Raw genomic sequence first — 2,178 nt, 5'->3', positions numbered from 1 at the left:
TTCGAGAGAACCATGACCACAAGGGCCAGGTTCATTCATAAGAAATTGCTGTAAGAACACACACACCAACCCCAAAAAAGGGATCAGCCACGTGTGTGTTCTAGATGCTCGCGTCCACTATGTAGTTCTCAAACAACAACCCCGTCAACCAGACCACCACCCACCACAACCCACACCACAGCGGGGCCGTGCACGATGAACAGTGCTACCGGAAGCAGGAACAAAAGAAACACCAGAAGATGCCCCCATGCATTGCTGCAAAAAGGTCCTGTTGCCTCAGGACCCAACAGTGCGCCAAACACAACCCCACACACCCGCACCCCGGCAGCGTTCCAAACAACACCACACCCACAAGGGGCACAGGTTGCCGTACTGGCACCAGGACACAACCGGTGAAGGCCATGCCAAACAAGTTTGATTCGTTGATATTCCACCCATGAGCACCCACCGCAGAACAGACGCCTGCGCAATGGGCAACACTGACAACCACCACCACACCCATGCAGGCGCAGCAACCAGTTGTTAGCAGCTCCTTAGAAAGGAGGTGATCCAGCCGCACCTTCCGGTACGGCTACCTTGTTACGACTTAGTCCCAATCGCCGGTCCCACCTTCGACGGCTCCCCCCACAAGGGTTAGGCCACCGGCTTCGGGTGTTACCAACTTTCGTGACTTGACGGGCGGTGTGTACAAGGCCCGGGAACGTATTCACCGCAGCGTTGCTGATCTGCGATTACTAGCGACTCCGACTTCATGGGGTCGAGTTGCAGACCCCAATCCGAACTGAGACCGGCTTTTTGGGATTAGCTCCACCTCACAGTATCGCAACCCTTTGTACCGGCCATTGTAGCATGCGTGAAGCCCAAGACATAAGGGGCATGATGATTTGACGTCGTCCCCACCTTCCTCCGAGTTGACCCCGGCAGTCTCCTATGAGTCCCCGCCATAACGCGCTGGCAACATAGAACGAGGGTTGCGCTCGTTGCGGGACTTAACCCAACATCTCACGACACGAGCTGACGACAACCATGCACCACCTGTAAACCGACCGCAAGCGGGGCACCTGTTTCCAGGTCTTTCCGGTTCATGTCAAGCCTTGGTAAGGTTCTTCGCGTTGCATCGAATTAATCCGCATGCTCCGCCGCTTGTGCGGGCCCCCGTCAATTCCTTTGAGTTTTAGCCTTGCGGCCGTACTCCCCAGGCGGGGCACTTAATGCGTTAGCTACGGCGCGGAAAACGTGGAATGTCCCCCACACCTAGTGCCCAACGTTTACGGCATGGACTACCAGGGTATCTAATCCTGTTCGCTCCCCATGCTTTCGCTCCTCAGCGTCAGTTACAGCCCAGAGACCTGCCTTCGCCATCGGTGTTCCTCCTGATATCTGCGCATTTCACCGCTACACCAGGAATTCCAGTCTCCCCTACTGCACTCTAGTCTGCCCGTACCCACTGCAGAACCGGAGTTGAGCCCCGGTCTTTCACAGCAGACGCGACAAACCGCCTACGAGCTCTTTACGCCCAATAATTCCGGATAACGCTTGCGCCCTACGTATTACCGCGGCTGCTGGCACGTAGTTAGCCGGCGCTTCTTCTGCAGGTACCGTCACTTTCGCTTCTTCCCTACTGAAAGAGGTTTACAACCCGAAGGCCGTCATCCCTCACGCGGCGTCGCTGCATCAGGCTTGCGCCCATTGTGCAATATTCCCCACTGCTGCCTCCCGTAGGAGTCTGGGCCGTGTCTCAGTCCCAGTGTGGCCGGTCACCCTCTCAGGCCGGCTACCCGTCGTCGCCTTGGTAGGCCATTACCCCACCAACAAGCTGATAGGCCGCGAGTCCATCCAAAACCACAAAAGCTTTCCACCACCATGACATGCGCCAGATGGTCGTATCCGGTATTAGACCCAGTTTCCCAGGCTTATCCCAGAGTCAAGGGCAGGTTACTCACGTGTTACTCACCCGTTCGCCACTAATCCCCCCAGCAAGCCAGGGATCATCGTTCGACTTGCATGTGTTAAGCACGCCGCCAGCGTTCATCCTGAGCCAGGATCAAACTCTCCGTTGAAGAAAAACAAATCAAACAGACACAACCACACCCACCGGAAATAACGGCGAACACGGCTGCACAAAATTCGAAACCAGCTGAAAACCAGACCACCACACACGGGGGTGCATGACAATCC

1 rRNA gene is annotated in these 2,178 nt (G+C 56.1%); it reads right to left on the bottom strand.

Annotated elements, in window-relative coordinates:
• Positions 1-537: 537 nt before the first annotated feature.
• Positions 538-2,060, bottom strand: a 16S ribosomal RNA gene (locus AC1RJY_RS23955).
• Positions 2,061-2,178 lie beyond the last annotated feature (118 nt).

The organism is Arthrobacter sp. GW822-FHT05G07, from assembly GCF_058799755.1.
Note: the sequence above shows the minus strand (reverse complement) of the source record. Positions and strands in the feature narration are given on the sequence as shown.